This is a genomic window from Actinophytocola sp., assembly GCF_035634895.1.
Lineage (GTDB): Bacteria > Actinomycetota > Actinomycetes > Mycobacteriales > Pseudonocardiaceae > Actinophytocola.
In genome coordinates this window covers 75,777-95,375 of the sequence record NZ_DASQCC010000085.1, presented here as the reverse complement: position 1 = coordinate 95,375, position 19,599 = coordinate 75,777, and the positions used below count along the sequence as shown (strand labels likewise).

Annotated in this window: 23 protein-coding genes; 6 read left to right on the top strand and 17 right to left on the bottom strand. The window is 72.0% G+C overall.

Features of this window, described 5'->3' with window-relative positions; all coding sequences use genetic code 11:
• The coding region (locus tag VET29_RS12050; protein ID WP_324919195.1) for a pyruvate, phosphate dikinase at positions 1 to 1,553 on the bottom strand (1,553 nt) is incomplete at its 3' end.
• Positions 1,554 to 1,566: 13 nt separating this feature from the next.
• The gene (locus VET29_RS12045) at positions 1,567 to 2,646 is read right to left on the bottom strand and encodes an alpha/beta fold hydrolase (protein WP_324919193.1); all 1,080 of its coding nucleotides are present in this window, start codon (positions 2,644 to 2,646) and stop codon (positions 1,567 to 1,569) included.
• 255 nt (positions 2,647 to 2,901) lie between these two features.
• Between VET29_RS12045 and VET29_RS12040 the strand changes: the two genes are divergently transcribed.
• Positions 2,902 to 3,150 carry a hypothetical protein gene (locus tag VET29_RS12040; RefSeq protein WP_324919191.1) on the top strand — a complete coding sequence of 83 codons (249 nt, stop codon included), beginning with the start codon at positions 2,902 to 2,904 and terminating at the stop codon, positions 3,148 to 3,150.
• A gap of 116 nt (positions 3,151 to 3,266) precedes the next feature.
• Here VET29_RS12040 and VET29_RS12035 read toward each other — a convergent pair whose 3' ends face one another.
• From VET29_RS12035 to VET29_RS12025, 3 genes are all read right to left on the bottom strand, one after another.
• Positions 3,267 to 3,650: an HPP family protein gene (locus tag VET29_RS12035; protein WP_324919189.1), complete on the bottom strand. Its 384-nt coding sequence runs from the start codon at positions 3,648 to 3,650 to the stop codon at positions 3,267 to 3,269.
• A 72-nt stretch (positions 3,651 to 3,722) separates the two neighbouring features.
• Positions 3,723 to 4,127, bottom strand: a complete 405-nt coding sequence (locus tag VET29_RS12030) for an Hsp20/alpha crystallin family protein (RefSeq protein WP_324919186.1) — start codon at positions 4,125 to 4,127, stop codon at positions 3,723 to 3,725.
• A gap of 213 nt (positions 4,128 to 4,340) precedes the next feature.
• A complete protein-coding gene (locus VET29_RS12025; protein ID WP_324919184.1) occupies positions 4,341 to 5,219 on the bottom strand; it encodes a universal stress protein in 879 nt (292 codons plus the stop codon).
• Between the two features lie 222 nt (positions 5,220 to 5,441).
• Between VET29_RS12025 and VET29_RS12020 the strand changes: the two genes are divergently transcribed.
• Entirely contained in the window at positions 5,442 to 5,675 is a 234-nt protein-coding gene (locus VET29_RS12020; protein WP_324919182.1) for a DUF7455 domain-containing protein, read from the top strand.
• 95 nt (positions 5,676 to 5,770) lie between these two features.
• On the opposite strand, the gene VET29_RS12015 is transcribed toward VET29_RS12020, so the two are convergent.
• From VET29_RS12015 to VET29_RS11980, 8 genes are all read right to left on the bottom strand, one after another.
• Positions 5,771 to 6,352, bottom strand: coding sequence for an HPP family protein (locus VET29_RS12015; protein WP_324919180.1), 582 nt, complete (start codon positions 6,350 to 6,352; stop codon positions 5,771 to 5,773).
• A 15-nt stretch (positions 6,353 to 6,367) separates the two neighbouring features.
• A complete protein-coding gene (locus tag VET29_RS12010; protein WP_324919178.1) occupies positions 6,368 to 7,258 on the bottom strand; it encodes a universal stress protein in 891 nt (296 codons plus the stop codon).
• A 10-nt stretch (positions 7,259 to 7,268) separates the two neighbouring features.
• Complete coding sequence (locus VET29_RS12005) at positions 7,269 to 8,108, bottom strand: universal stress protein (protein ID WP_324919176.1); 840 nt, start codon at positions 8,106 to 8,108, stop codon at positions 7,269 to 7,271.
• Positions 8,105 to 9,040, bottom strand: a complete 936-nt coding sequence (locus tag VET29_RS12000; protein ID WP_324919174.1) for a universal stress protein — start codon at positions 9,038 to 9,040, stop codon at positions 8,105 to 8,107. The genes VET29_RS12005 and VET29_RS12000 overlap by 4 nt, the downstream gene beginning before the upstream one ends.
• A gap of 12 nt (positions 9,041 to 9,052) precedes the next feature.
• Positions 9,053 to 10,009 (bottom strand): Acg family FMN-binding oxidoreductase, encoded by a 957-nt coding sequence (locus tag VET29_RS11995; RefSeq protein ID WP_324919172.1) that lies wholly within the window; start codon positions 10,007 to 10,009, stop codon positions 9,053 to 9,055.
• Entirely contained in the window at positions 10,006 to 10,989 is a 984-nt protein-coding gene (locus tag VET29_RS11990) for an Acg family FMN-binding oxidoreductase (protein WP_324919170.1), read from the bottom strand. The genes VET29_RS11995 and VET29_RS11990 overlap by 4 nt, the downstream gene beginning before the upstream one ends.
• A 75-nt stretch (positions 10,990 to 11,064) precedes the next feature.
• Complete coding sequence (locus tag VET29_RS11985; protein WP_324919168.1) at positions 11,065 to 11,673, bottom strand: hypothetical protein; 609 nt, start codon at positions 11,671 to 11,673, stop codon at positions 11,065 to 11,067.
• Positions 11,670 to 11,939, bottom strand: a complete 270-nt coding sequence (locus VET29_RS11980; RefSeq protein ID WP_324919166.1) for a DUF1918 domain-containing protein — start codon at positions 11,937 to 11,939, stop codon at positions 11,670 to 11,672. The genes VET29_RS11985 and VET29_RS11980 overlap by 4 nt, the downstream gene beginning before the upstream one ends.
• Before the next feature lie 156 nt (positions 11,940 to 12,095).
• On the opposite strand from VET29_RS11980, the gene VET29_RS11975 reads away from it, so the two are divergent.
• A complete protein-coding gene (locus VET29_RS11975; protein WP_324919164.1) occupies positions 12,096 to 13,109 on the top strand; it encodes an Acg family FMN-binding oxidoreductase in 1,014 nt (337 codons plus the stop codon).
• Between the two features lie 4 nt (positions 13,110 to 13,113).
• Positions 13,114 to 14,133 (top strand): type I glyceraldehyde-3-phosphate dehydrogenase, encoded by a 1,020-nt coding sequence (gap, locus tag VET29_RS11970; RefSeq protein ID WP_324919162.1) that lies wholly within the window; start codon positions 13,114 to 13,116, stop codon positions 14,131 to 14,133.
• Between the two features lie 126 nt (positions 14,134 to 14,259).
• Here gap and VET29_RS11965 read toward each other — a convergent pair whose 3' ends face one another.
• Together VET29_RS11965 and VET29_RS11960 are read right to left on the bottom strand one after the other, a co-directional pair.
• A complete protein-coding gene (locus VET29_RS11965; RefSeq protein ID WP_324919203.1) occupies positions 14,260 to 14,901 on the bottom strand; it encodes a CBS domain-containing protein in 642 nt (213 codons plus the stop codon).
• Between the two features lie 41 nt (positions 14,902 to 14,942).
• A complete protein-coding gene (locus VET29_RS11960; protein ID WP_324919160.1) occupies positions 14,943 to 15,620 on the bottom strand; it encodes a CBS domain-containing protein in 678 nt (225 codons plus the stop codon).
• 254 nt (positions 15,621 to 15,874) lie between these two features.
• Here VET29_RS11960 and VET29_RS11955 point away from each other — a divergent pair, with 254 nt between their 5' ends.
• Complete coding sequence (locus VET29_RS11955; RefSeq protein ID WP_324919158.1) at positions 15,875 to 16,105, top strand: hypothetical protein; 231 nt, start codon at positions 15,875 to 15,877, stop codon at positions 16,103 to 16,105.
• Between the two features lie 220 nt (positions 16,106 to 16,325).
• Here the strand turns inward: VET29_RS11955 and VET29_RS11950 are convergent, their stop codons facing one another.
• A complete protein-coding gene (locus tag VET29_RS11950) occupies positions 16,326 to 17,480 on the bottom strand; it encodes an NAD(P)/FAD-dependent oxidoreductase (protein WP_324919155.1) in 1,155 nt (384 codons plus the stop codon).
• A gap of 123 nt (positions 17,481 to 17,603) precedes the next feature.
• Here VET29_RS11950 and VET29_RS11945 point away from each other — a divergent pair, with 123 nt between their 5' ends.
• Positions 17,604 to 18,083, top strand: a complete 480-nt coding sequence (locus VET29_RS11945) for a MarR family winged helix-turn-helix transcriptional regulator (RefSeq protein WP_324919153.1) — start codon at positions 17,604 to 17,606, stop codon at positions 18,081 to 18,083.
• 33 nt (positions 18,084 to 18,116) lie between these two features.
• Here the strand turns inward: VET29_RS11945 and VET29_RS11940 are convergent, their stop codons facing one another.
• A complete protein-coding gene (locus VET29_RS11940; protein WP_324919201.1) occupies positions 18,117 to 19,556 on the bottom strand; it encodes an AAA family ATPase in 1,440 nt (479 codons plus the stop codon).
• Positions 19,557 to 19,599: the final 43 nt, after the last annotated feature.

The following is a 19,599-nucleotide window of genomic DNA, read 5'->3' as shown; positions in this document are numbered from 1 at the left end:
TCGAAGTAGTCGACGACCGGGGACGGGACGACGTCCAGCTCGCCGAGGTAGACCTTCCCCGCGGTGCCGTCGACGGAGATGACGTCCCCCTCCGCGACGACCGTGCCCGCCGCGGTGGTGAACCGGCGGCCCTTGGTGTCGATGGTCAGCGACTCCGCGCCGCACACGCAGGTTCGGCCGAGCCCACGCGCGACGACCGCCGCGTGGGAGGTCTTGCCGCCCCGGCTGGTCAGCACGCCACGGGCGTGGATGAGACCGTCGAGGTCGTCCGGGTTGGTCTCGCGGCGCACCAGGATGACCGCGGCGCCCTCCTCGGCCCGCCGGACGGCGGTGGCCGAGTCGAACACGACCTCGCCGACGGCCGCGCCCGGCGACGCGGCGACGCCGGTGGCGATCGGTGCTCGTTCGGTGTCGCCGAAGCGCGGGAACATCAGCTGCGCCAGCTGCGCGCCGGTCACCCGCCGCAGTGCCTCGTCCGCGTCGATGAGGCCCTCCTCCCGCAACGCGTCGGCGATGCGGAACGCGGCGGCCGCGGTGCGCTTGCCGACACGGGTCTGCAGCATCCACAGCTTGCGCCGCTCGATGGTGAACTCGATGTCACACAGGTCGCGGTAGTGCTCCTCCAGCGTCGCCATGATCTCCATGAGCCGCTCGTAGGCCGTGGGCTGGAGCGCCTGGAGCCGGTGCAGCGGCAGCGTGTTCCGGATGCCGGCGACGACGTCCTCGCCCTGCGCGTTGGGCAGGTAGTCGCCGTAGACGCCGGGCGAGCCGGTCGCCGGGTCACGGGTGAACGCGACGCCGGTGCCGGAGTCGTCGCCGATGTTGCCGAACACCATCGCGCACACGTTGACCGCGGTGCCGAGGTCCTCGGCGATGTGCTCGGCACGCCGGTAGGTGTGGGCGCGGTCGGTGTGCCAGGACTGGAACACCGACAGGATCGCCATGTCCAGCTGCTCGCGCGGGTCCTGCGGGAACTCCCGGCCGGCGCGCTCATGGACGATCCGCTTGAACGTGGCGGTCAGCGCGCGCAGGTCCGCCGCGTCGAGGCCGAGGTCGCCGTCGACCCCCTTGGCCAGCTTCGCCTCCCGCAGCGCGTCGGCGAAGTGGCTCGCGTCGACACCCAGCACGGTGGTGCCGAACATCTGCACCAACCGGCGGTAGGAGTCCCACGCGAGCCGCTCGTTCCCGGCCCACGCGGCGAGCCCGGCGACCGAGTCGTCGGTGAGGCCGATGTTGAGGACCGTGTCCATCATGCCGGGCATGGAGAACCGGGCGCCGGAACGGACGGCCACCAGCAGCGGCTCGTCGACCTGGCCCAGCTTGCGTCCCATGGCCTGCTCCAGGAGGTGCAGGTGCTCACCCACCTGTCCGGCCAGCTCGTCGGGCTGGGCACCGGTGGCGAGATAGGCGCGGCAGGCCTCGGTGGTGATCGTGAACCCCGGTGGCACGGGCAACCCCATCACCGTCATCTCGGCGAGGTTCGCGCCCTTGCCACCGAGCAGGTCGGCCATGGACCGGTTGCCCTCGGCGAAGTCGTAGACGTACTTCGGCATCGTCGTCTCCTGTTCAGTCCTGTGTGGACCTCAGTAGTGCCTCGACCGCGGCGGCGACCTCGGGGTGCTCGCCCAGCATCAGGTGACCGCCGTGCTCGACGACGAGCAACCGGGCGCCCGGAATCCGCTCGGAAAGCGCGATGCCGCCCCAGCACGGGGCTAGCGCGTCGTCCCGTGCGTGCACGATCAGCGTGGGTGTGGAGATGTCCGCGAGGTCGCAGGCGTTGATGTCCGGGTTGGACACGAACGCGTCGAACAGGGCGCCGTTCACCCTGCGGGACAGGGGAAAGACCCCGTCGAGCTCCGCATCGAGCCGCGCGTGGTCTACCGCGCGCAGCGGCTGGCCCCCGGGAACCGCCACGAGCCGGGCCAACCGGTCGCGGAAGTGGCGCCGTACCGTCCACATGAGACGGTCCGAGCCCCACAGTGCCCGCGCGATCCGGTACGGCATCCGCCGCCGCTCGTGCTGCCAACCCGGCCCGTTGGGCGAGAGCAGCGCCAGCGACGACACCCGGTCGCGGTGCCGGAGGGCGAACTGCAGCGCGGACGTCGCGCCCGCCGAGACCGCGACCACGGCCGCCTTCTCGATACCGAGCCCGTCCAGGAGGTCGGCGAACACGTCGGCCTGGCGGGCCGGGGTCGCGCGGGCCGGCAGCGAGGACCCCAGGTACCCGAATCGGGACGGCACGATCAGGCGGAAGCCGCCGGGGACCAACGACCGCAGCTGCCGCATGGCGGCGTCCGGGCCGCCGAAGATCCCGTGTACCAGCAGCACCGGCGGACCGTCACCGACATCGAGGTAGCGGACGGTGCCGGCCGGGGTCCGCAGCTCGGCCAGGTCGAGCGCGTCGATCCGCGCGTTCGCGGTGCGCATCGCGGCCCGGAAGTCCGGACCGAGCGGCGCCGGACCGGTGTCCACTGTGGAGCACCGACGCCAGCCGGGGCGGAGGTTCTGCACCGGGTGACGGGTCGCCCGGTGCACGGCGGCGTCGACCATGCGGGTCACCGCGTCCCCCGGGCCCCGCCGGTTCACCCGTTCCGCGGCGCCGGCACGCGACTCCCGTGCCGCCCGAAGGTCTTCCGCACGTGACATCACATCCACCTCCCACGTCCTGGCTTCCTGACTCCATCGCAGCAACCCGGCGCCGCCGGCACACCGGCACGACGGTCCTCGGTTGGGCTACGTAGGTCACCGGCTGGCGGGGACCTTGGTCCCGTGCCACCGGCCGGTTGGGTGCCCGCGGCGCAAGGCCTTGCGTCGCAAGGAAGTGATGGACTTGTCCTCTGCCCGCACGGCCACCCATCCACGATGCTTGTGACAACGAACACAGCAGCGGAGGTGGCCATCATGGGCATCAAGGAGTTCACGGCGAGGCACCGCTCGATGCTGCGAGCCATCGCCGACGGTCGCGGGCAGATCGTCGTCAACCGGCACGCCAAACTCACCGTCGACGGTCTGTGGTGCGACTTCGCCGCCGCATGCGACCTCGTGGGCAACGGCCTGGTCGGGCCGGCATGGCCCGCTCCGGCCGGGACGACCGCGCCCGCGATGCTCACCCCCAGCGGCACGCGGACACTGGCGCTCCTGACGGCCTGACCCCGATGCCGGTCGGTCACGCCGACACAACATCGACTTCGCGGTTGGCGGCCAGCGCGGACGAGCCGCGCAAGATCGGCAAGCGGGTTCCTGGCACTGAGCGACCGGCGTGGGGCCTACCCCTCAGCCAGCCGGTGCAGCAGGTCGGTCACGGTCACGATTCCCACGATCCGGCCGTCCTCGGTGACCACCGCCGCGTCCGTCTCCGCGTCGACCATGCGCCGTGCGACCGTGCGCATGTCGTCGGACACGGTGACAGAGACCACCGGTGTCCGTGCCACCATGACGGCCCGAGGCGCGGCACCGGCCGTGGACCACAACCGCCACAACACATCCGACTCGTGCAGCAACCCGACACAGCGACCACGGTCGACCACCGGAAGATGCCGCACCCCCGTCTCGACCATCATCCGCAACGCCACCTCCAGCGGCGCGCCGGGGACGATCCCGAGCACCTCGGGGGTCATGGCGACCCCCACCGTCGTATCCACCGTGGACATGGCAAACCCTTCCTACGGGAAAGATGGCGGGGCCTCCAGGGAGGGAGAGTGGCCCGCCACCCGTTCACTCGGTCACTTGGTGACCGTGACCTCGATCTGCCTGGCGTTGTCCGTCTCGGGCTTCACCGGCACCGTCACCTCGAGGATCCCGGCCTCATAGGTCGCCGAGATCTCGTCGGGCAACGCACCGGCCGGCAACCGAACCGTCCGCGCGAACTTGCCGTAGGAGAACTCACTGTGCGTCTTGTCGTGCTTCTCCACGGCCCGCTCGGCCGCGATCGACAACTCGGTGCCCTGGACGTGGATCTGGATGTCCTTCTCCGGGTCCACACCGGGCAGCTCCACCCGCAGCACATACCTCCCGTCCTCGCGGTAGTCCTCGATCCGCGCGGCGTGGTGGTCACCGAACGGCCAACCACCCTCCAGCAGCCGGACGACCTCCGGGAAGACGAAGGGACGCGGCATCAGACTCGTCATCTGTTCTCCTTTCCCTCTGTACCACGGTTCCAGTCAACCGCGGCACGACCGGGGCACCCAGAGCTACTGGTCCCTTCCGGACGGGACGTTGGTCACCGTCCACTTCGGACATCTCGGTCGATGACCGTGTCCGCGGCGTCTTCGGACGGGCGCTCGACGGCGTGCACGAGCCGCCGTTCGTCGTCGTGGCGGCCGGCGGGCTCGCGCACGGCGTTACTCCCGGCTTTCCGGCTCCGTGCGGACGACGGCGACCGGGCAGGGCGAGTGGTGCAGGAGGTGCTGGCCGGTCGAGCCGAGCACCAGGCCGCTGAAGCCGCCGCGGCCACGGGTGCCGACGACCACGAGCCGCGCGCCGTCGGCGTGGCGCAGCAGTGCCCGTGACGGGTGGTCGCGAACGACCTCACGGATGACGTGCACGTCCGGGTACTTCTCCTGCCAACCCGCCAGCCGTTCGGCGAGCGTCTCGTAGGCACGCTGCTGCGCGGGCTCGAAGTCGAGCGGTTCCGGGTGGCCGAGCAGGATCGTGTCGATCACCGGGTCGGCCCAGGTGTGCACGGCGACCAGGTCCGCGCCGTGGGCGGAAGCCTCGGCGAACGCGAACGCGACGGCCTCCTCGCTGGTGGGCAGGCCGTCGACGCCGACCACCACGGGACCGTGCTCGGGTTCGTCACCGCGGACGACGACCAGCGGGCAGTGCGCACGCCCGGCGAGCAGCACCGCGGTGGAACCGATCATCAGCTCGGTGAACCCGCCGAGCCCCCGGGTGCCCAGCACGAGCAGCGAGCCCGTCACCGACTCCTTGATCATGGCCGGCACGACGGACGCCGCGACCAGAACGAGTGCGGGCTTCAGCGCGGGGGACACCTCGCTGGCCACCTGGGCCGCGTCGTCCAGCCATCGCCGGCCCTGGACGCGCAGCGCCTTCTCGACGACGGCGGGCTCGATGATGCCCCCGGGCAGCCCGACCGGAGTCGAGTACACGTGCACCAGCCGCAGCAGGAGCTTGCGGCGCACGGCCTCCCGGGCCGCCCAGCGAACGGCGTCGAGCGCCGACGGTGAGCCGTCCACCCCGACCACGATCGGATGCGCCATGACCGAACCTCCCTCAGTTTCGTTGTCTACCAACGAAACTAACGAAGGTTCGGGCAGCCGACCGCTGGCGGAGGTCCCCACCTGGCGGGACCTTGGTCCATCGCGTGCGGTGACCACGGCGCGAGCCCGGGTCGAACGTCCCGGACATCGGCGGCCAACGACCGTGGGCCGGGCACCTTCGGCACGGAAGAGTCGGAGAGTCTTCCGGAAGGAGGGGTTGTCATGATCGCCACCGACGTGCGCACCGCCGCCCTGTTCGACGCGAACGACCGCCGCGACCGCTGTCCCGGCCAGGCCACCGTCCTCGCCGTCCTGCGTGACGGCGGCGAGCTGGCGTTCTGCGACCACCACCTCCGCCGCTACCGCGACGGACTCGCCCAGCTCACCCAGTGGTTCGAGCGCCACGTCGACCTGGCCGAGGCTCTCGCCTTCGTGCCGACCATGGCGCGCCGCTGACCCCCCGCGACCGCGGCCGAACAGCGAAGGACGCTCTCGTCACGCCCAGCGTGCGGGAGCGTCCTCCTTCGTACCGGCGGGCCGCGTCGTCATGTTCAGTCGTCCCAACCGACCTGGGCCGGCAGCTGCACCGCAAGGGTGACGGCGCAGACGCCGCCGACGGTGCGGACCAGCGCTGCGACGAGGGACTTCTCCGCGGTGTCGGCGAAGTCACCCGTGACGGTGATGTGGCCGTCGACCGCCTCGACCTCCCAGTGCCTGCGGCTGCCGGCGTACTGGTCGAGCAGGGCACGCACGTTCGCGGCGATCACGTCGTCGGTCCTGACCATGGTGCGCAGCAGGTCGCGGCGGGCGACGATGCCGACCAGCAGGCCCTCCTCGACCACCGGCAGCGACCGCAGCCGGCCGGCCAGCATCCGCTCCGCGATGACCGCGACGTCCGCGTCCGGTGTGGTCACCTCGACCGGTGCGGCCATGGCGGTGGTCACCGCGTCCCCGTGCCTGTGCCCGGCACGCAGGCCGTCGGACTCGCTGAAGATGCCGACGACCCGGTCACCGTCGTCGAGCACGGGCACGGCCGCGAAGCCGTGTTCGGTGAGGGCCGTGACGGCGTCCCGGACGGTGCTGTGCACATCGACGCTGACCACCGGCCGGCTCATGATGTCTCGTGCGCGCATGGTCGGTCCTCCTTGCTAGTCGGGGTTCTCCGTGCGCACCACGGCCACGGGACAGTCGGCGTGGTGGACCAGGTGCTGGCCGGTCGAGCCGAGGACCAGGTCGCGGAACCCGCCACGGCCGTGCCGGCCGACGACCATGAGCCGAGCGGTCCGGGCGCAGCGCCGCAGGGCCCGCGTCGGCCGGTCGTGCACGGCCTCGCGTTCGACGCGCACCTGCGGGTACTTCTCCTGCCAGCCGGCGAGTCGCTCGGCGAGCGTCCGGTCGGCGACCTGGCGTTGCAGTGTCCAGTCCAGCGGCGCGTTGTTGCCGGCCAGCGCGGTCTCGAGCACCGACTCCGTGTAGGCGTGCAGTGCCACGAGCGGGGCGTTCGCGGCCGCCGCCTCGGCGAACGCGAACGCGACGGCGGCCTCACTGGCCTGCGTTCCGTCCACACCGACCACGACCGGACCGGTCCTGGGCGACCCGTCGGTGCCGTCACGCACCAGTACGACCGGGCAGTGCGCGTGGCTGGTCAGCGCGAGCGCGGTCGAGCCCGTCAGCACGTCGCCGAGGACGGTGCGCCCCCGGCTGCCGAGCACCAGCACCGACGCGTTCTCGGACTCGCGCAGCAGCATGGTCATCGGGGGCACGGCGGCCAGCTCGGTCCGGACGGCCAGCCCGGGCGCGGCCACGCCCGCCACGTCACGGGCCTCCGCCAACCAGCGGTGGCCGTCCTGGCGCAGCGTCTCCAGTACCGACGCCTCCTCGGTCACCCCGGACGGGTGCCCGAGCGGAAGGTGGTAGGCGTGGACCATGTGCAGCGGGAGTCCGTCGCGGCGGGCGCGTTCCGCCGCCCAGCGGACCGCGTGCAGTGCCGTTGCCGAGCCGTCGACACCGACGACGACCGGTTTCCGATGTGACGTCATGGGTCTCTCCTTACGAGGACAGGGCGACCGCCGCCGGTTGGGTGCGCGCGACCACGACGGGGCACGCGCTGCGACGGATGAGGTGGCGGCCGATCGAGCCGAACAGGCCCGACGCGAGCCGGCCCCGGCCACGAGATCCCAGCACCAGCATCGAGGCCCGGCGGGACGCGGCGACGAGGACGTGCCGCGGGTCGTCGGTCGTGACCTCGGTGGAGACCTCGACGTCCGGGTACAGCGCGGCGAACGCGATGTGGAGCCGGGTCGCGGCGGACCGGCCCGGGTAGTCCGCGGTGACACAGCTCACGATCGTCAGCGGTCTGCCGGTGCGGTGCGCCGCGGCGTACCCGTAGGTGAGCGCGGCCTGGGACACCGGGGACTCGTCGAAGGCCACCACGACGGGGGCGGACGCTGGCGTCGTCCACTCCCGCCGTGGCACCACCGCGAGCGGGCACGGCGCGGAGGCCAGCAGGTCGCCCGGGACCGAGCCACTGATGGCCTCGGTGAACGGGCTTGCGTCGTCCGCGCCGACGACCAGCAGGTCCGCGCCGTCCGCCGCGGCACGCAGTACCGCCGCCGGTGGACCGGAGACCACCTCCGTGGTGACTGCCAGCTCCGGCCAGCCCGCCGCCACGTCCTGCGCCAGCTCCGCGAGCATCCGCACGGCCGCGACGCGATGCGCGGCCGCGATGTCGTTCGGGATGTACCGGTCGGGCGCGGCCGGCATGGGCCGGGCGGTCACCAGCTGTAGCTCTGCGTGCTGGGTGGCCGCTTCCGCGGCCGCCCAGCGCACCAGCGCACGACTGTCCGCTGTGGACACGCCGGCGACGACTCGTCGGGACCTGGTGTTCATGTCCGGTCCGTTCGTGCCACCGCGACGGGGCATTCGGCGTGGTGCAGGAGGGTCTGGCTGACCGAGCCGAGGCCCATGCCGGTGAGCGTGCCGCGGCCACGGGTGCCGACGACGATCAGCTGCGCACCGGCCGCGTGCTCGAGCAGCGCGCGGTCGGGGCGGTCCCTGACCACCAGCGGCCGCACCTCGACGCCCGGGAACTTGTCCCGCCACGCGACGAGCCGCTCGTCCAGCAGCTTCTCCTCCTCCTGCTGCAACCAGGTCCAGTCGATCGTCCCCGGCAGCACCGCCCACGCGCCGGCCGCGTTCACGTCCAGCCAGGTGTGCACCGCGACGAGCGGGACGCCGCGGGCCGCCGCGGCCTCGAACGCGAACGTCAGCGCGGCGTCGCTCAGTTCCGAACCGTCGACACCGACCACGACCGGGTCGTCCTCCGGCGGGACGCCGTCCTGAGTGGCCGCGTGCATCACCACGACCGGGCACTGCCCGTGCGCGGACAGGGCCACCGCGACGGAACCGACGAGCAGCGACGTGAACCCGCCCAGTCCCCGGGAGCCGAGCACCATCAGCTGCGCGGTCCGCGACTCGGCGACCAGCACGTCGGCGGCGATCCCCGAGCGCAGGTCCGTGACCACCGCCAGACCGGGCACGGCGCGCTGCGCGGCCGCACTCGCCTCGGCCAGCCAGTGCCGGCCCTGCTCCATCACGGCCGTCTGGTAGTCCGCCGGTGGCGAGATCTGCCTCGGGTGCCGCACCGGCATCAGGTGGCAGACGTTGACCAGCCGCAGCGGGGCGCCACGGCGCTCGGCCTCCCGCGCCGCCCAGCGGACGGCGTGCAGTGCGGAAGCCGAACCGTCGACGCCGACGACGACGCTGTTCTCGCTCTGCGAGCTTCGCTCGGCAGGGCGCTCACTCTCGTTGGTGTATGTCATGATCTTCTCTCCTCACAGGTACCCGAAGCGGAGCAGAAGCTGCGGGAATCCGCTCAGGGCGAGTTTCTCCACGAGTCCTGCGCGGACCTCGGGCAGTTGGAACGGCTGGGTGAGCAGCGAGCCGGCGAGGCCGGCGTCCACCGCGGCCAGCCAGACCTGTTCGGCGGCCATGCCGGCGCGGACGTGGTCGTGCCGGCCGTCGTCCGGGGTCTCGACGAGCACGAGGAACTCCCGGCTCAGCCGGTCGGCGAGGAACCCGATGTCCGGTATCGCGGTCGTCCGCCGGACCAGGCCGGCCCACGGCAGTGTCGACACGCGACGGGTCGCCGACGACACCCCGGCACCCGGCATCGGCTCCCGGACCGGCGCGGTCCACGCCGTCAGCTCGCGCTGGTAGGCGTGGTCGGCACGCAGCACGAGGGCGCTGTGGCTCACCAGCCTGGCCAGTGCGGCGACCTCCTCGGGATCGGCCAGCGCGCGCAGCCCGACGCCGTCGACCGTGTGCGCGCCGAGGAGCTCCCGTCGCAGGTCGTTCTCCATCGCTCGCCCCGCGAACGGCCCGCGGTGGCTGTGCCGGGCCGAGATCGCCCGGTGACGGTGCCGTTCCACATCAGACGGTTCGGCCCGGCCGGTGACGGTGATCCGTGCGACCTCGTCCGGGTGGGCGGGGTCGTGGCGCAGCCGCACCGCCGGCAGCCAGCCGAGGATCCGCATGGCCGACACCGCGTTCTCGACGGCCGCACCGCAGGAGATCAGCCGGTCCCGGCCGACCGGGTCGTGGTGCGGCAGTGCCCGGTCGAGCCGCTCGTACAGCGAGATGTGCTCGTCGTGGAACTCCAGCACCCACGGCTGCGTGTTGTGCACCGACGGCGCCAGCGCGGCCGCCCCGGTGATCAGGTGCTTCTCACCCGCCGTCCACTGTCGCGCCGCACCGGAGTTCGACGTCGGGGTCGGCTCGGGGAGTGTCATGACGGCACCTCCGCCCGCATGGTGGTGACGGCGGCCACCGGGCGGCGGGGGGTCGTGGCCACCGGGTGGCCGTAGCCGATGCGCAGCACGGTCTGCGGCTGTCCCGGCACGTCCAGCAGTGCGCGCAGCGCGGCTCGCGTGTGCGGCACCTCGACCGGCTGGGACAGGAACGACGCGCTCAGGCCGAGCACGGTCGCGGACAGCAGCACACGCTGCATGGCGAGCCCCGCGTGGAGGTGGTCTCGAGCGGTGTCGCCGTGAGTGGTGAGGACCACGACGAACGGGTCCTGCTCGAACGGCCGCTCCGCGGTGGCGTCCTCGTGGAACTGTCGTGGCACCAGCAGTGAGCCGACGCTGGGGCGCGGCCCACCCGCGGAACGCGGCACCCCGTCCTCGGTCCGGTCGCCGCCGGCCGCGTCGGGCTCGGTCCACGCACGCAGCTCGCGCTGGAACGCCGGGTCCTCCACCTGGAGGTGGTCGGCACGGCGCAGCAGCGTCGCGAGCGTGTCGAGCCGCTTCGGGGTGTCCAGCAGGATCAGGTGAGCATGCTCCGCCTCGGCGGCACGCACCAGCGCGGCCCGGTGCGGCGGCGGCACAGGACGGTCGGTGAACGGCCGGCGGTTGGTCGCCCGGCGCGCGACGGTGTGCGCGAGCGTCGACTCCTCCGGAGTGGCCGGCCGAACGCCTGCCATGCGCAGGACCGCGAGCAGGTCCGGCCGGTCGGGGTCGGGCAGCAGGTCGACCACCGCGCCGCGCCCGGCGGCCCGGACCGCGAGCCACAGGTTGAACACCGCGGCACCGCAGGAGATCCTGGCCTCCCGCGCCGCGGGGTCCACCACCGGCAGCACCCGTTCCCGGTCGAGGTGCACCTCGACGAAGGGCGCGGCGACCACGAACCGCCACGGCTGCGTGTTGTGCACCGAGGGTGCACGGACCGCGGCCAGAAGGGCCTGTTCGATCACGGTGTCGGTGATGCTCATCGGACAACTCCTCGGACGTTCATGCGGGACGACGGCTGTTCGTGGCCGGTCGGTGGCCCGGGGCGCCGATGGCGCTCAGCGGGACTGGTCATGCCAGTCCGGTTCGATCCGGGTCCACTCGGCGTCCCAGTCCCGGTAGCGGCGCCGGTCGAGCACGCGGTGCAGGCCCCAGCAGCCGAGAGCGAGCAGCCCGACGGTGGTCAACCAGCCGAACAGGGCCACCAGCACGCCGGCACCGACGAAGTCCACCGTGGACATCGGGGGCCGCGCCGGCCTACCCGACTGGTCCAGCCACACCGAGACCTCGGCGCCGGCCTTGCTGCCGTCGTCGGCCTCGACCAGACCGGTACGGGTCGTTCCGTCCGGCAGCCGCCACCGGGCGGGTACCTTCGCCTTCCCGCTGACCGTCTCGCCGCGGGTGCCGACGCTCGTCCCCGGCGCGTCCTGGGTGAGGACCGCGACAGTCTCGTGCCGGCCTCTGGACTGCCGCGCGCTCTGTTCGACGAGGTTCGAGTAGGTCACCGAGCCGAGGGTCAGCATGACCGGCACCAGCACCATGGCCAGCAGCACGGACAGGACCACGACCGCGGCCTCGGCCCGGTCGGTCCCGCGGGCCAGTGGGTTCCCCGCGGGCCGCAGCAGCCGGGCCAGCCGCAGCGTCCGCGACGGTGGCGAAGCGGTCATGACGTCCCCCGCCGGTGTGCGATGTGCCGCTGCACGACCGTGGCTCGCTCGGCCGTCAGCGTGTCGAGCGCGTCGAGCTCCTCGCGCGTCAGTACCCGCGCGTCCACGCCGGGGAACAGCAGACCCTCGCGGTCGGTGTCCAGCCACCGCACCTTGAACGGCGGCGCGCCGTCCGGAGAGCCGACCTCCAGGATCTTGGCGCGCCGGGTGGCGTTGTCGGTCCCGGCGATCTCGACGATCAGCCAGTCACCCGGTTTGGCGTTCATCACTCGTCCTTTCACCGAAACCTCGTTGTCCCCATGCTCCGGCCTTGGCGGCGGGGTCCGGCAGAGAAGGAGGTCCTCCATCGCGGGGCCCTACGTCGCTCACAGGAGGGAACTTGAGCCCTGCCGCGACGGCACCGGCCGGACGACCGTGGGGGTATGACAGTCACGACACCGGACCGCCCCACCGTGCTCGCGGCGATCGGGGTCGCCAACCGTGCGCCATCGGTGCACAACACCCAGCCGTGGCGCTGGCTGGTCGGTGACGACTCGGTACACCTGATGGCCGACCGCACCCGCGGGCTGGCCGCGACCGACCCGGAGGGCCGGGACCTGCTGCTCAGCTGCGGTGCGGCGCTGCACCACCTTCGGGTGGCGTTCGCGGCGCTGGGCTGGCAGGCGGTCGTGCGTCACCTGCCCAACGAGCACGACCCAGACTTGCTGGCCGTGGTCGAGACACGCGCGTACCTCCCCACCGAGGAGGACATCGCACTCGCCGGCGCGATCTCGCACCGGCGCACCGACCGCCGGCGCTTCACCTCGTGGGAGGTACCGGCCGAGCACCTCGACCTGCTGGTGCGCCGGGCCGGAGAGGCTGGCGCCCTCCTGGTGCCGGTCACCGACAGCGCCAGTCGCTGGCAGCTGACCCGCGCCATCGGGACCGCCGCACGCCAGCAGGCGGACGATCCCGGCTACCAGTTCGAGCTGGCGGCGTGGAGCAGGAGCAGCTTCGCCGCCCAGGACGGCATCCTCACCGCCAGCGGTCCAGCGGGACCGACGTGGCACGACGACACCGCCATGCGCGCCTTCCCCGGCGGGTCGCTCGGCAACGCGTCGACGGGCCGCGACGAGCAGGACGGTGGCCAGTTGCTCGTGGTCGCGTCGCTCGAGGAGAACCCGCTGTCCGTCCTGCGCGCCGGCGAGGCGGCGAGTGCCGCGCTGCTGGCCGCCACCGACCTCGGCCTCGCCACCTGCACGCTCTCCCAGCCGCTGGAGGTCGCCGACACGCGCGCGACGATCCGCGACCAGGTGCTCGACGGCGCCGCGTACCCCCACCTGATCCTGCGTGTCGGCTGGGCGCCCACCTCGGCGCCGCCCCTGCCGCGCAGCCCGGTCCGCCGGACCGAGGACACCGTCGGCTACCTGCCCGGCGCACGTCTGTACGAGAGGTAAGATCATGGCAATTCGCGTTGGTATCAACGGTTTCGGCCGCATCGGGCGGGACATGACACGTGCCGCGTTCAACCGGTCCGACAACGGTGAGCCCGGGCTGGAGATCGTCGCGATCAACGACGTCGCCGACCCCGCCACGCTGGCGAACCTGCTGCGCCACGACTCCACCTACGGCCCGTGGCAGGTGCCGGTGTACACAGAAGAGCACACGATGTCGGTCGATGGGCAGAGCATCCTGGTCACCAGCGAGCGCGACCCGGCCGACCTGCCGTGGCGGGAGCTGGGTGTCGACCTGGTGCTGGAGTCGACCGGCAAGTTCCGCACCCGCGACGCCGCGGCCGCCCACCTGGCCGCGGGCGCCCGCAAGGTCATCATCACCGCGCCGGGCAAGGGTGTGGACGCGACCATCGTCATGGGCGTCAACGAGGACGCCTACGACCCCGACACCCACCACATCGTGTCGAACGCGTCGTGCACAACGAACTGCCTCGCCCCGATGCTCTGGGTGCTGCACAACACCTTCGGCGTGATCAACGGGCTTGTGACGACGATCCACAGCTACACGGGCGACCAGAACCTGCTCGACGGCCCGCACAAGGACCCGCGCCGGGCCCGGTCCGCCGCGGTGAACCTGATCCCCACCAGCACCGGCGCGGCCGCCGCGGTCGGTGAGGTGCTGCCGGAGCTCGCCGGCCGGCTCGACGGCATCGCGGTCCGGGTGCCGGTGGAGGACGGCTCGCTCACCGACCTGACGGTGAAGGTCGCGGCCACCGGAGTCACCCCGGACCAGATCAACCGCGCCTTCGCCGACGCGGCGGGCGGCCACCTCAAGTCCGTGCTGCGTTACACCGAGGACCCGATCGTGTCCCGCGACATCATCGGCGACCCCGCGTCGTGCGTCCTCGACGCCTCACTGACCAGGGTGGAGGGTGACCTCGTCAAGGTGTTCGGCTGGTACGACAACGAATGGGGCTACTCCAACCGCACGCTCGACCTCGCCCACCTGATGGCCAGAACCATGTGATCGCGACGGGAGAGCCCTGGACCCGATCGGGTCCAGGGCTCTCGGTGGTGGGCGACCGTGGTCGTTCCGGCCGGTCACGGCGGATGCCCTGGAACCACCGGGGTCCAGGGCATCCGTCGTTCGCTGTCACAGCGGGGTGGTGACGGTGTCGTCCAACTCGTAGCGCAGGTTGTTCCGCACGCCGACCACACCGGGCACGGCGTGGCTGAGCTGGGCGGCGATCTGCGCGGTGGTCCGGCGCTCCACCTCACCGTCCAGTGTGGCCACACCACTGGTGACCTCGACGTTGAGAGTGCCGGGGAACAGCCACATGCCCCGCCTGAACACGTGCTCCTCGATGTCGGCGCGGATGGCGTCGTCGTCACGGAGGAACGTGCCGATCACGTCCCGCCGGGACACGATCCCGGCCAGCAGGCCGTCGCCGTCGACCACGCACAACCGGCGGATGTTCTTCTCCGCCAGCAGCCGCGCGGCGGCGGTGACGGTCGCGTCCGCGGCGATCGTGACGGCCGGCGCGGTCATCAGGTCACCGGCGGTGCGCCCGGTGGCCTTGCGCCACCGGTCCTTGCGCCTGCGGCCGAACAGCGGCCGGTTCTCGATGCCGCCGAGGTGCTCCTGCTTGACCAGCGTGTCGGCCTCCGACACCACGCCGACCGGCCGGCCCGCCGCGTCCACGACGGGCAGCCCGCTCACGCGGTGGGTGTTCATCAGCGCGACCAGCTCCTTGAACGCCGTCTCCGGCCGCGCGGTGACGATCTCCTTCGTCATCACGGACTCAACGGTGGGCTCCCACATCGCTCTTCCCTTCCCTACGGCTTGGTTCCGATCCACATCCGCTCGCTCGGTTCGTCCACGGGAAAGCTCAGGTTGTCGTGGACGCCGACCACACCGGGCACCGCACGCACCAGCCGGAGGGCGGCGATGCCCGCACCGGGGCCGGCCACCGAACCGTCCACTGTGGCCACTCCGTCGGCGACCCGAACCGCCACCGCGCCCGGCGTGAAACCGGCCTTCGCGAGCAGCTCGACTATCCGGGTCCGCAGCTCCTCGTCGTCGCACAGGTACACGTGCAGCAGGTCACGCCGCGAGACCACCCCGATGAGACGGCCGTCGCCGTCGATGACGAAGAGCCTGCGGATGCCCGCCTTCGCGAGCAGCTGTGCCGCGCCGACCACCGGCTCGTCGGCATGGACGGCACGCACCGGTGTGGTCATCACCTCGGCCGCGATCCGTCCCTGTGCCCGGTACCAACGCTCGCGGCCGGTCCGGTCGTGGTGCGGCAGCTCGTCCTGGCCACCGTGGAACTCCTGCTTCGCGAGGACGTCGGCCTCCGACACCACGCCGATCGGGCGGCCCTGTGGGTCGACCACGGGCAGCGCGCTGACGCCGTGCTCGGCCATCCTGGCGACCAGCTCCCGGAAGGGGGTCGCCGGCACCGCGGTCACGACGTTTCTCGTCATCACCGACCCGACGGTCGTCCTGTCCACCACGGCCTCCTTCTTTCGCTTTTGTACCAAGCAAAGCGGTTCGGGCCGCCCCCGCGACAGAGCACCAAAGCCCGCGCGGCGAGGACCAAGGACCCGGTATCGACGGCGTCCCCGGACTCCGGCGGTGGAGGTTCATCCGCGTGGCGACCGGGCGGCGGCCGTGGGGTCGCCGTGCCGCCGCAGCGGTCGAAAGGCCGCCCCGGCAAGGACTTTCGTCGCTGTCCCGCCGGGCAGGCCGGGGCGACGCTGGACACATGACAGGCGAGTTCGCGGCAGCGTGGCAGCGGCACCGGGCCGCGCGGACGGTCGCGGGCCAGGCCCGGGACGCGCAGGATCTGGCGGAGCTTCTCGACATGCTGGGCCTGACCGCGGCCGAGGGGCGCGACCCACCGGCCGAGCCGCGGGTGCCCGCCCCTCGCGAGCCCGCGCCGAAGCTGGACGCGCCGAGCGCGAGCCGGCTGGCCACCATGCTGCGGCCTGGCTAGTGTCCTGCGCCGGAAATCAGGCAACTAGTTCGGCGGCCCAGCTTCCTGCTGGCGGCGTTGCCGGTTCGCCCAAGTACGACCCAGTACGAGGGCGAACCGGCGCCTTGCCAGCAGAAACCCGGATCCACCGACTTAATCACCGCATTCCCGGCGCGGGACACTAGTAGCTCGACACGCGACGTCGGCCGGGCAGTTGATCTCGGTGGGAGCGGCTGGGCTGTCAGTGACGGTGTTGGCGACCGTAGGTCTGCGCGCGGTTCAACATGTCGCGCAGGTTCGCGGGCGCGTTGTAGCCGAAGGTCTGCTCGAAGGACTGGTAGCCCTCGACCGAGGACGTGGCACTGCGCGGCAGCATCTGCTCGGCGAAGGCGGTGAACGCCGTGTCGATGTCGGCCGGTGTGGCGATGATGGCCTTGGCGAGCTGGGCGCCGTCGTAGAGTGCCCAGTTCGCTCCGTCGCCATCGGGCGGGGTGAGGTGTGCCGCGTCACCGATCAGCATGACGCCCGGTACGCGGTCCCACGTGTGCCCCAGCGGCAGTCCCCAGATCGGGCGCGCGACCGGGGTGGTCTCGCCCCTGGTCACCAGCTCGAGCAGCTCCGGCGCCCACCCGTGCCCCAGCTGCTCGGCGACGCTCCTCAGTGCGCCCTCGCGGTCGGTGAAGTCGACCGACTCCGTCCATTCGAGCGGCTTCTTCAGCACGACGTAGGTGTGGATCACGTCGTGCGCCTCGCGGTGGCCGAAGATTCCCCGCCCCGGCTCCATCGCCAGCATCGCGCCGCTGCCGACCAGCTCGGCGCTGAGCTGGTGGCGCTTCTCGACGTCGTGGAGGAACGTCTCCACCCACAGGGTTCCCAGGTACTCGGGCGCGGCCCCGTTGAGGTACGCCCTGACCCGCGACCAGGCTCCGTCGGCGCCGATCAGCACGTCGGTGGCGACAGCCGAGCCGTCGGCGAAGTTGACAGTGTGCTGTCCCCGGTCGCCGCCGGCGGTGATCGAGACGATCTTGTGGTCCCACCGGATCGTGCCAGGGGGCAGTGACTCGATGAGGATCCGCCGGAGCTCCCCGCGCAGGACCTCGGGGTTGCTCAGCTCCCCGTCGTCGGGGATCTCGCCGACGAGTTCTCCATCGGGGCCGAGGAAGCGCATGGCCTCGGCGCCCATGTTGACGATCGAGCGGAACTCGTCCAGGAGCCGGCACTCCTGGAGGGCGACCTGGCCGTTGAAGTCGTGGATGTCGAGCTGGCCGCCCTGGGTACGTCCGGTCGGTGATGCCTCCGCTTCGTAGACGGTCGAGGCGATGCCGTGCACATGCAGGACGCGGGCGAGGGTCAGACCTGCCAGGCCGGCTCCGATGATGGTGATCGATCCGTGCACGGTGATGGCTCCTTCGTTCGCGTGACCCGCCGCGGTCGGCCTAGACTTCGAGTCACAAAGTTATTATGTCACAAAACTATCCCGTGGGTGCGTAGGGTCTCCGAGACGGCGAAGGGGTTGGTCATGTCCGAGGCTGAGCGGGGCGAGGCGTACGAGCGCGTGATGCGCAGCTTCACGGCCTTCAGCGCCACCCAGAAGGAGCTCGCCCGGGTCTTCGCCCGGAGTGTGCGGATGCACACCACGGACGCCGACGCCATCGTGCTGATCATCGAGGCGGAGAACCGTGGCCGGCCGTTGACGCCCGCGCGGCTGGCCGAGCGTGTGGGTCTGTCTCCTGGCGCGACCTCGATCCTGCTCGGGCGCCTGGAGCAGGCAGGACACATCGAGCGTGTCAGGGAAAGCCCCGACCGGCGGATCGTGACCCTGCGCTCGACCACGAGCATCAACGCCTCCGCCGACGCGTTCTTCGAGCCACTGCAACAGCAGCTCGGTCAGACACTGGGCGAGTTCACCACGGAACAGCTGGCTCTCATCGCCCGTGCCGCCGACAACCTCCGTGCCGCCATGGAGACCTACCTCCGTGACAGCGAACCGCCGGACTGACCCCGCGAGACTGCCGGGCCGCCCGCGTCGCCGCTAACTCCGCCGGACGATCCGCACCGCCTCGGTGAGCGCCGCGGCCGGCTCGCCCGAGGTGTCGACGGCGGTGGCCGCAGGCCATGGTGCCGCATCCGCCGCCATGGCACGCGCGACCGCGGGGTCGGCGTCGGAGATCGAGCCGGTCCGCTCGCGCACCCGGGTCACGGCGACCGCCTCGGGCACGGTGCAGCGCAGCGGCACGAACGTGCTGTGCGTCCGCCGCGCCAGCCTCGCGGCCAGGTCGCGGTGCACGTCGTCCGACCACGACGCGTCCAGCACCACCGACTCGCCGCGTGCCAGCAGCTCTTCGGCCCGGCGCAGCAGCTCGCCGTAGGTGTGGGTGGTGTGCGCGGCCGAGTAGATCCCGGACCGGTAGGGGGCCGCCGCGTGCCGGGCGGGATCGAGGCCGGCGAGCTCCTTGCGCAGCCGGTCGCTCGACAGGAGCACGGCGCCCAGCTCGTCGGCGAGCAGGCCGGCGAGGGTGGTCTTGCCGCTGCCGGGCAGGCCGCCGACCAGCACGAGCCGCACCTCGCCACGCCGAAGATGGCGGACCGTGAGGTCCGCGTACGCACGTGCCTCGTCCGCCGCGGACGACTCGCCCTGGGCGTGGCGCAGGCACGCCACCTTCACCCGCACGAACGCCCGGTAGGCGACGTAGTGCGACCGCAGCGACTCCGGCGCGGGGTCCCCGCTGTACTCGGCGTACCGGTCCAGGAGCAGCGCGCCCAGGTCCGCCCGGCCGGCCCGCTCCAGGTCCATCGCCAGGAAGGCCACGTCGTCGAGGACGTCGACCCGGCGCAGGCGGTCGTCGAATTCGAGGCAGTCCAGCACCCTCGGCCCGTCGTCGAGGACGAAGATGTCGTCGGCCAGCAGGTCGCCGTGGCCGTCGACGATCCGGCCCGCCGCGATCCGGGCCGCGAACAGACCGGCGCGACCGGCGAGGAAGTTCCTTGTCCGGTAAGCGATCTCGGCACGCAGCGGCTCGGCGACGACGTCCGCGCCCACCTCGTCGACCTGGGTGAAGCTCGCCTCCCAGCGTGCCGACAGGGCCTCGGGTGTGCCCTCGGCGTCGACCAGCGGTCCGCGTTCGGCGGCCGCGTGGAACGCGGCGAGCACCCGCGCCAGCTGGGTGATCGTGTCGGCGAGCGGTGCGGCCGACCGGACCAGTGTGCTGAGCCTGCGGTCCTCGGGCATCCGACGCATCACGACGAGGGGCTCCTCGCCGTCCACATCGGACATCGTGGCGACACCGAGGTACACGTCGGGTGCGAGGCGACGGTTCAGCTCGACCTCGCGCCGGCAGGCCTCGAGCCGGCGCTGTGGGGTGCTGAAGTCCAGGAACCCGAGGTTCACCGGCTTCTTCAGCTTGTACACGCGGTCGCCGACCAGGAACAACACCCCGATGTGTGTCTCCCGTACGGCGGCGAAGGGCCTCATCTCGGTCACCACACCACAGTCGCGGCGGGCCGCTCACCAAACC

What these genes read in the sequence shown, in the direction of transcription:
- VET29_RS12045 (WP_324919193.1), bottom strand. Translation starts at nt 2,646, where the DNA reads ATGTCACGTGCGGAAGACCTTCGGGCGGCACGGGAGTCGCGTGCCGGC.
- VET29_RS12040 (WP_324919191.1), top strand. Translation starts at nt 2,902, where the DNA reads ATGGGCATCAAGGAGTTCACGGCGAGGCACCGCTCGATGCTGCGAGCC.
- VET29_RS12035 (WP_324919189.1), bottom strand. Translation starts at nt 3,650, where the DNA reads ATGTCCACGGTGGATACGACGGTGGGGGTCGCCATGACCCCCGAGGTG.
- VET29_RS12030 (WP_324919186.1), bottom strand. Translation starts at nt 4,127, where the DNA reads ATGACGAGTCTGATGCCGCGTCCCTTCGTCTTCCCGGAGGTCGTCCGG.
- VET29_RS12025 (WP_324919184.1), bottom strand. Translation starts at nt 5,219, where the DNA reads ATGGCGCATCCGATCGTGGTCGGGGTGGACGGCTCACCGTCGGCGCTC.
- VET29_RS12020 (WP_324919182.1), top strand. Translation starts at nt 5,442, where the DNA reads ATGATCGCCACCGACGTGCGCACCGCCGCCCTGTTCGACGCGAACGAC.
- VET29_RS12015 (WP_324919180.1), bottom strand. Translation starts at nt 6,352, where the DNA reads ATGCGCGCACGAGACATCATGAGCCGGCCGGTGGTCAGCGTCGATGTG.
- VET29_RS12010 (WP_324919178.1), bottom strand. Translation starts at nt 7,258, where the DNA reads ATGACGTCACATCGGAAACCGGTCGTCGTCGGTGTCGACGGCTCGGCA.
- VET29_RS12005 (WP_324919176.1), bottom strand. Translation starts at nt 8,108, where the DNA reads ATGAACACCAGGTCCCGACGAGTCGTCGCCGGCGTGTCCACAGCGGAC.
- VET29_RS12000 (WP_324919174.1), bottom strand. Translation starts at nt 9,040, where the DNA reads ATGACATACACCAACGAGAGTGAGCGCCCTGCCGAGCGAAGCTCGCAG.
- VET29_RS11995 (WP_324919172.1), bottom strand. Translation starts at nt 10,009, where the DNA reads ATGACACTCCCCGAGCCGACCCCGACGTCGAACTCCGGTGCGGCGCGA.
- VET29_RS11990 (WP_324919170.1), bottom strand. Translation starts at nt 10,989, where the DNA reads ATGAGCATCACCGACACCGTGATCGAACAGGCCCTTCTGGCCGCGGTC.
- VET29_RS11985 (WP_324919168.1), bottom strand. Translation starts at nt 11,673, where the DNA reads ATGACCGCTTCGCCACCGTCGCGGACGCTGCGGCTGGCCCGGCTGCTG.
- VET29_RS11980 (WP_324919166.1), bottom strand. Translation starts at nt 11,939, where the DNA reads ATGAACGCCAAACCGGGTGACTGGCTGATCGTCGAGATCGCCGGGACC.
- VET29_RS11975 (WP_324919164.1), top strand. Translation starts at nt 12,096, where the DNA reads ATGACAGTCACGACACCGGACCGCCCCACCGTGCTCGCGGCGATCGGG.
- gap (WP_324919162.1), top strand. Translation starts at nt 13,114, where the DNA reads ATGGCAATTCGCGTTGGTATCAACGGTTTCGGCCGCATCGGGCGGGAC.
- VET29_RS11965 (WP_324919203.1), bottom strand. Translation starts at nt 14,901, where the DNA reads ATGACGAAGGAGATCGTCACCGCGCGGCCGGAGACGGCGTTCAAGGAG.
- VET29_RS11955 (WP_324919158.1), top strand. Translation starts at nt 15,875, where the DNA reads ATGACAGGCGAGTTCGCGGCAGCGTGGCAGCGGCACCGGGCCGCGCGG.
- VET29_RS11945 (WP_324919153.1), top strand. Translation starts at nt 17,604, where the DNA reads ATGTCCGAGGCTGAGCGGGGCGAGGCGTACGAGCGCGTGATGCGCAGC.
- VET29_RS11940 (WP_324919201.1), bottom strand. Translation starts at nt 19,556, where the DNA reads ATGAGGCCCTTCGCCGCCGTACGGGAGACACACATCGGGGTGTTGTTC.